The 6992-nt window shown below is 75.1% G+C and carries 7 protein-coding genes; 6 read left to right on the top strand and 1 reads right to left on the bottom strand.

Annotated elements, in window-relative coordinates:
* Positions 1-90 precede the first annotated feature (90 nt).
* The 6 genes from hypA (at position 91) to hypE (ending at position 6159) form a co-directional block, all read left to right on the top strand.
* The gene (gene hypA, locus ACFWA9_RS37210) at positions 91-471 is read left to right on the top strand and encodes a hydrogenase maturation nickel metallochaperone HypA (RefSeq protein WP_380393641.1); all 381 of its coding nucleotides are present in this window, start codon (positions 91-93) and stop codon (positions 469-471) included.
* Between the two features lie 5 nt (positions 472-476).
* Entirely contained in the window at positions 477-1280 is an 804-nt protein-coding gene (gene hypB / locus ACFWA9_RS37215) for a hydrogenase nickel incorporation protein HypB (RefSeq protein WP_380393644.1), read from the top strand.
* Positions 1277-3598 (top strand): carbamoyltransferase HypF, encoded by a 2322-nt coding sequence (gene hypF / locus ACFWA9_RS37220; RefSeq protein ID WP_380393647.1) that lies wholly within the window; start codon positions 1277-1279, stop codon positions 3596-3598. The genes hypB and hypF overlap by 4 nt, the downstream gene beginning before the upstream one ends.
* 14 nt (positions 3599-3612) lie before the next feature.
* Positions 3613-3900, top strand: coding sequence for a HypC/HybG/HupF family hydrogenase formation chaperone (locus ACFWA9_RS37225; protein ID WP_380393650.1), 288 nt, complete (start codon positions 3613-3615; stop codon positions 3898-3900).
* Complete coding sequence (hypD, locus tag ACFWA9_RS37230; RefSeq protein WP_359807350.1) at positions 3897-5021, top strand: hydrogenase formation protein HypD; 1125 nt, start codon at positions 3897-3899, stop codon at positions 5019-5021. Before ACFWA9_RS37225 ends, hypD begins: the two co-directional genes overlap by 4 nt.
* A 118-nt stretch (positions 5022-5139) precedes the next feature.
* A complete protein-coding gene (gene hypE / locus ACFWA9_RS37235) occupies positions 5140-6159 on the top strand; it encodes a hydrogenase expression/formation protein HypE (RefSeq protein ID WP_380393656.1) in 1020 nt (339 codons plus the stop codon).
* Between the two features lie 148 nt (positions 6160-6307).
* On the opposite strand, the gene ACFWA9_RS37240 is transcribed toward hypE, so the two are convergent.
* Entirely contained in the window at positions 6308-6763 is a 456-nt protein-coding gene (locus ACFWA9_RS37240) for a hypothetical protein (RefSeq protein ID WP_380393653.1), read from the bottom strand.
* Positions 6764-6992 lie beyond the last annotated feature (229 nt).

Genomic DNA, 6992 nt, shown 5'->3' on the forward strand with positions numbered 1-6992 from the left:
GGCGGGGTGGGGGCGGGCGTGCGGCCGAGGCCGCCACCGCGCCCTTGTAATGAAGCCTGTCGCCTCCGGCGAGGGGAGGGAGTGGGCCCGATGCACGAGATGTCGATCGCGACGGCCGTCGTCGAGCAGGTGGACGCGGCAGCACGGGAGCACGGGGCGGTCGCGGTGGAGACGGTGCGCCTCCAGGTCGGCGAACTCGCCGGGGTGGTGCCCTCCGCGCTGGACTTCTGCTTCGAACTGGCCTGCGCCGGAACGCTGGTGGAGGGCGCGAAGCTGGAGACCGAGGCCGTCGCGGCGCGTGCCAGGTGCACCCCGTGCGGCGTCGAGTGGGCCGTGGGCATGCCGCCCGACCTCGGGTGTCCGCGCTGTGGCGGCGCCCGGGTCGAGCTGCTCGCGGGCCGGGAGTTGCAGATCCTCGGCGTCCAGTGGGCCGAGCGCCCGGTGGGTGCGTCGGCCGACCAGAAAGGCTGAAACCGATGTGTCGCACGGTGGAACTCCGGCAGGCGGTCCTCGCCCGCAACGACGACGGCGCCCGCGAGCTGCGCGCCGAACTCGCCGCGCGCGGCACCGTCGTGGTGAACCTGCTGTCCAGCCCCGGTAGCGGGAAGACGGCACTGCTGGAGGCCGAACTCGGGCTGGCCCGGGCCCGCGGCGTGCCGGTGGCCGCGCTCACCGCGGACCTCGCCACCGAGAACGACGCCCGGCGGCTGGCCCGCTCGGGCGCGCCGGTGAAGCAGGTGCTCACCGACGGGCTGTGCCACCTGGAGACGGCGATGCTCCGCGAGCACCTGGCGGGCTGGCTGCCGCCGGACACCCGGCTGCTCTTCGTCGAGAACGTCGGCAACCTGGTCTGCCCGGCCTCCTACGACCTCGGCGAATCCCTGCGGGTGGTGCTCGCCTCCGTCACGGAGGGGGAGGACAAGCCGCTCAAGTACCCGACGGCCTTCGGGCTGGCGAACCTGGTGCTGGTGACCAAGGCCGACCTCGCGGCGGCGGCGGAGTTCGACGAGGCCGCGTTCCTGGCGAGCGTCGCGCGCGTCAACCCGGGGGTGGAGGTGCTGTTCACCTCCGCCCGGACCGGGCAGGGGGCAGGGGTGCTGCTGGACCGGGCGCTCGCGGTGCTGGACGGCGCCGAGGCCCACCGGCCGGTGATGGCCGGCGCCCCGGGGCACGGGCACTCCCTCGGGCACCCGCACGCGCACGGGCCGGGTGAGGGGCACCACCACGGGGACGACGGCGCGCACGCGCATCCGCACGCCCCGGTGGCGGAACGGCCGTGACGGCCGGTCGGCCGGCGGCCGGGCCGCAGCGGCGCCGGGTCGCCGTCCGCGGCCTCGTCCAGGGCGTCGGGTTCCGGCCGTTCGTGTTCACGCTCGCCGCCGAGCTCGGCCTGGCCGGCACCGTCACCAACACCGGGGACGGCGTGCTGGCCGAGGTCGAGGGGCCGCCGGAGTCGGTGGACGCGTTCTGCCGCCGGGTCGCCACCGACGCGCCACCGCTGGCGCGGGTCGCCTCGGTCGAGCACGAGGCGCTGGCCCTCACCGGCGCGGCCGGGTTCGCCATCACCCCCTCCAGGACCGACGGCACCCGCCGCACACTGATCCCGCCCGACACCGCGACCTGCGCGGACTGCCTCGCCGAGCTCGCCGACCCCGGCGACCGCCGCTACCGGCACCCGTTCATCAGCTGCACCAACTGCGGCCCCCGGCACACCATCGTGACCGGTCTGCCGTACGACCGGGCCAACACCACGATGGCCGGCTTCCCGCTCTGCCCGGACTGCGAGCGGGAGTACACCGACCCGGCCGACCGGCGCTTCCACGCCCAGCCGCTCTGCTGCCACGCGTGCGGACCGAGGCTCGCCCTGGTCGTGCCCGGGCTGCCGTCGCTCGACGGCGAGGCGGCGCTCACCGAGGCCCGGCGGCTGCTCGCCGACGGCGCGATCCTGGCCGTCAAGGGCATCGGCGGCTACCACCTGGCCTGCGACGCGCTGAACGAGCGGAGCGTGGCGCGGCTGCGCCGGCGCAAGCGGCGCGGCGCCAAGCCCTTCGCGCTGATGGCGCGCGACCTCGCCGAGATCGCGCCGCTGCTCCGCCCCGACCCGGTCGAGGAGGAACTGCTCACCGGCGCCGTCCGGCCGATCGTCCTGCTGCGCCGCCGGGGGCCGCTGCCGGCGGCGCTGGAGGCGGTGGCGCCGCGCAGCCCCGACCTCGGGGTGATGCTCCCCTACACCCCCCTGCACCAGCTGCTGATCGCCCCGCCCGGCCCCAGGCTGCTCGTGATGACCAGCGCCAACCTGTCGGGCGAACCGGTCGTGACGGAGGACCGGGACGCGTTCGCCCGGCTCGCGCCGCTGGTCGACGCCTGGCTGACGCACGACCGGCCGATCCACGTCCCGTGCGAGGACTCGGTGGTGCGGGTGGTGGACGGCGAGCAGTTGCCGATCCGGCGCTCGCGCGGCCACGCGCCGCTGCCGCTGCCGCTCCCGGCCCCCGTCCGGCCCGTGCTGGCCGTCGGCGGCGACCTCAAGAACACCTTCGCGCTGGCCCAGGACGGCTACGCCTGGCTGTCCGGCCACATCGGGGACATGGACGACCTCGCCACCCTGGAGGCCTTCGACCGGGCGGTGGCCCATCTCGGCGCGGTCACCGGCGTCCGGCCCGAGCTGCTGGCGGTGGACCGCCACCCCGGCTACCGGTCCGTGCGGCACGCCCGGAGCACCGCCGGCGGGCGGGAGGTGCGGGCGGTGCAGCACCACCACGCCCACGTCGCCTCGGTGATGGCCGAACACGGACTCGACGGCGGCCGGCCCGTCCTGGGGGTCGCCTTCGACGGCACCGGCTTCGGTGACGACGGTGCGGTGTGGGGCGGCGAGGTCCTGCTGGCCGACTACGACGGCTACCGCCGCCTCGCCCACCTCGCCTACGTCCCGCTGCCGGGCGGGGACGCGGCGGTGGCGCGGCCCTACCGGACGGCGCTCGCCCAGCTGTTCGCGGCCGGGCTCCCGTGGGCGCCCCAGCTGCCACCCGTCCTGGCCTGCCCGGAGAACGAACGGCGGGTACTGAAGCGGCAGTTGGAGCGCTCGCTGAACTGTGCGCCGACCTCCAGCATGGGGCGGCTGTTCGACGCGGTGTCCGCCCTCGCCGGGATCTGCCAGCGGGTCGAGTACGAGGCGCAGGCGGCGATCGAGCTGGAGGGCGCGGCACTGGCGCACGGCCCGGCCGAGGGGGCCTACGCCTTCGGGCTGCGGCCGGTGGACGGGACGCTGGTCGCCGACCCGGCGCCGGTGCTGGCCGCGGTGGTGGCCGACCTGGCCACCGGCGCCCCGGCCGGCCTGATCGCGGCGCGCTTCCACGACGCGGTCGCGGGGCTGGTCCGCCGGGTCTGCGCGGTGGCCCGGGAGGAGCACGGGACCGGGACGGTCGCGCTGACCGGCGGGGTCTTCGCCAACGCGCTGCTGTCCTCGGCCTGCGCGGAGGGCCTGCGGGCGGACGGATTCACCGTGTTGCGGCACCGCCGGGTGCCGCCCAACGACGGAGGACTGGCGCTCGGGCAGCTGATGGTGGCCGCCCGGGCCGCCGGCCCGGCCACCATCTGAGAGGAGAGACCCGGATGTGTCTGGCGGTGCCCGGAAGAGTGGTGGAGATCGCGGAACGCGACGGAGCCAGGATGGCGGTCGTCGACTTCGGCGGAGTCGTCAAGGACGTGTGCCTGGAGTACCTGCCGGACCTGCGGGTGGGTGAGTACGCCATCGTGCACGTCGGGTTCGCGCTGCAGCGCCTGGACGAGGAGTCGGCCCGCCGGACGCTGGAGCTCTTCGCCGAGATCGGCCTGCTGCAGGAGGAGTTCGGCGATCCGTGGGAAGCGGCGGCCGCGGCCGTACAGGAGGAGCAGCAGTGAAGTACCTGGAGGACTTCCAGAACCCGGAGCTGGCGGCCGGCCTGCTCGCGGACATCAGGGCGACGGTCACCAGGCCGTGGGCGCTGATGGAGGTGTGCGGCGGGCAGACGCACACCATCATCCGGCAGGGGATCGACCAACTCCTCCCGGATGAGGTCGAGTTGATCCACGGCCCGGGCTGCCCGGTCTGTGTCACCCCGCTGGAGGTGATCGACCGGGCGCTGGCGATCGCGGCCCGGCCCGAGGTGATCTTCTGCTCGTTCGGCGACATGCTCCGGGTGCCGGGCAGCGACCGCGACCTCTTCCGGGTCCGGAGCGAGGGCGGTGACGTCCGGGTGGTCTACTCTCCGCTCGACGCGCTGAAGGTCGCCCGGGAGAACCCGCACCGCGAGGTCGTCTTCTTCGGCATCGGCTTCGAGACCACCGCTCCGCCCAACGCGATGGCCGTCCACCAGGCCCGGAAGCAGGGGCTGCGCAACTTCAGCATGCTCGTCTCGCACGTCCGGGTGCCCCCGGCCATCGAGGCCATCATGACCTCGCCGGACTGCCGGGTGCAGGGCTTCCTGGCCGCCGGGCACGTCTGCAGCGTGATGGGCACCGGCGAGTACCCCGAACTGGCCGAGCGCCACCGGGTGCCGATCGTGGTCACCGGCTTCGAGCCGCTCGACATCCTGGAGGGAATCCGGCGCACCGTGCGGCAGTTGGAGCGCGGCGAGCACACCGTGGAGAACGCCTACGCCCGGGCCGTCCGCCCGGAGGGCAACCCGGCGGCCCGGGCCATGCTGGAGGACGTCTTCGAGGTGGCCGACCGGGCCTGGCGCGGGATCGGGGTGATCCCGCGGAGCGGCTGGCGGCTCTCCCCGCGCTACCGCGACCACGACGCCGAGTACCGCTTCGACGTCACCGGCATCACCACCCGCGAGCCGGCGCAGTGCCGCAGCGGGGAGGTCCTCCAGGGGCTGCTGAAGCCCGACCAGTGCGAGGCCTTCGGCACCACCTGCACTCCGCGCACCCCGCTCGGCGCCACCATGGTGTCCAGCGAGGGGGCCTGCGCCGCGTACTACCTCTACCGCCGGCTGAGCACGCCGGCCGTTCCCCGGGAGGCGAGCCCCGTTGGCTGAGGCCGAGGTCCTGACCGGGTCGGGCGCCGCGCCGGTCGCCGTGCCCTCCGAGGCGCCGTCCGAGGCGCCGTCCGAGGCGCCGTCCGAGGCGCCGGACTTCTCCGGGTGGAGCTGCCCGCTGCCGCTGCGCGACCACCCCCGGGTGGTGATGGGGCACGGGGGCGGCGGCGCGATGTCGGCCGAGCTGGTGGAGAACATCTTCGCCCCGGCCTTCGGCGGCGTCGCGCTCGCCGCCCTCGGGGACTCCGCCGTGCTGGAGCTCGGCGGAGCGAGGCTCGCCTTCTCCACCGACTCCTACGTCGTGCGGCCGCTGTTCTTCCCCGGCGGCAGCATCGGGGACCTCGCCGTCAACGGGACGGTCAACGACCTCGCGATGAGCGGGGCCCGGGCGGCCTACCTGTCCTGCGGGTTCATCCTGGAGGAGGGCGTGGAGATGGCCGTGGTGGACCGGGTCGCCCGGGCGCTCGGGGCCGCCGCGAGGCTGGCCGGGGTGGAGGTCGCCACCGGTGACACCAAGGTCGTCGAGGCCGGTCACGGCGACGGCGTCTACCTCAACACCGCCGGCATCGGCCTCGTCCCGGCCGGGGTGGACATCAGGCCCCAGCGGGCCGTCCCCGGGGACGTGGTGATCGTCAGCGGGGAGATCGGGCTGCACGGGGTCGCGATCATGAGCGTGCGCGAGGGCCTGGAGTTCGGCGTGGAGATCGAGAGCGACTGCGCCGCGCTCGGCGGCCTGGTGGACGCGATGCTGGCGGTCACCCCGGACCTGCACGTGCTGCGCGACCCCACCCGGGGCGGCCTGGCCGCGGCGCTCAACGAGATCGCGGCGGCGGCCGGGGTGGGCGTCAGGATCGGCGAACGGGCCGTGCCGGTGCCGCCGCAGGTGGCCAACGCCTGTGCGGTGCTGGGCCTCGACCCGATGTACGTCGCCAACGAGGGCAAGCTGGTGGCCTTCGTGCCGCGCGAGCAGGCGGACGCGGTGCTCGCCGCGATGCGGGCGCACCCGCTGGGCGCGGGAGCGACCGTGATCGGCGAGTGCGTGGCGGAGCACCCCGGCATGGTCGTCGCCCGCACGGCGCTCGGCGGCACCCGGGTGGTCGACCTGCCGATGGGCGAGCAACTGCCGCGCATCTGTTAGGTCCTGAGGGCTGGCCTGGCTCGCTCCGGCCAGGCTCGGCGGGCCCGGCCGGGCCCGGTCATGTCCGCCGGGCGCACCGGCGAAGGGCGGGACCGGTGGGGGCCCACCCGCCGGTGCGCCCCCACCGGTCCGTCCGGCTGCCGCACCGTCAGCAGGTGACCGGGACCTCGGTGGTGACGGGCCTGGCGGGCCAGCCGGCGGACGAGACCGCGAACGAGGCCCGCACGGTGGAGCCGCACGGCACCGTGCCGCGCACGCCCTCGACCAGCACCGACCGGCTCTGGAAGGTCAGCGTCTGCCGCGTCGTCCCGAGGGTGATCCCGCCGGCGACGCTGCCGGTCAGGACCACCTCGACCTCCGTCGGCCGGGGGAGCGGGCTGCCGGGGCTCGGCGGGCCGGCCAGGCCGATGTGGCCGGAGAACTCGATGCTGTCGCCGCTCACGGTGGCGCACACCTTGGTCGCCAGACCGGCCTGCAGACCGTAGTTGTCGCAGATCACCGTGGGGGCGTCGGCGACGGCTGCCGCACCGGCCGGAGCCGCGACGACCGGAACCGTACCCAGGGCGACCGCTGCGGCGGCCGTCGTCAGGATCTTGCGAGTCATGGGAAGCCTTCTCCTGTGTGAAGGGGACTCCTGGGCGGTCCAGGAGCTCGTTGCAATGTGATATTGCACTATGCTCCTTGAGCTGAGGCATCGTCAAATCGAACGGGAGACGACGAGTTGGCATGGAGGATGTTCGTCCGGAACACGCACCGTCCGCGCGGGTGGAGCCCGGAGCCGCCCCCGCCGACGCGGGGACGCCGCACCGGCCGGGTCCCGTGAGGCCCCGGCC

Source organism: Kitasatospora sp. NPDC059973 (assembly GCF_042737525.1).
Lineage (GTDB): Bacteria > Actinomycetota > Actinomycetes > Streptomycetales > Streptomycetaceae > Kitasatospora.